Source organism: Bacillus sp. VA15 (assembly GCF_055721145.1).
Genome location: NZ_JBVQPQ010000052.1, coordinates 1 through 393, shown reverse-complemented (window position 1 = coordinate 393; position 393 = coordinate 1). Strand labels below are relative to the sequence as shown.

Annotated in this window: 1 protein-coding gene; it reads left to right on the top strand. The window is 58.0% G+C overall.

Annotation, left to right across the window (positions count from 1 at the left end):
• Positions 1-73: 73 nt before the first annotated feature.
• On the top strand, positions 74-393 hold a 320-nt coding region (locus AC0DBE_RS21705), incomplete at its 3' end, for a hypothetical protein (protein WP_472963778.1).

Below are 393 nucleotides of genomic sequence, written 5' to 3'. Positions count from 1 at the left end.
ATCGTATGTGGCTCATGTGGGCTCGGCGAGCGTTGCCACCTCCACTGTGTCGTCCATTTCGGCGGCCTCTCTCTTGGTCATCCCCTTGGACCGTAAGGTACCACGTATCCGTATCCGCACACGCCAAGCGTCGACGCTTCTGGGCCAAAAAATCCTTGTCGCCGTCGACGAGTGGAAGGAAACATCCAAATACCCCGAAGGCCATTTCATACGGGCACTGGGAAAAGTCGAGTCAAATGAAGCAGAGCAAGAATCGCTTCTGCTGGAGCACGATGTACCTGACCGCCCTTTCAGTCAGGCGATCCTCAACTGTTTGCCTCCAGAAGGCGACGCCTGGGTGGTTCCCCCCAAGTCTGAACGTGATCCGGCGTGGCGCGGGCGAGTGGACATGCG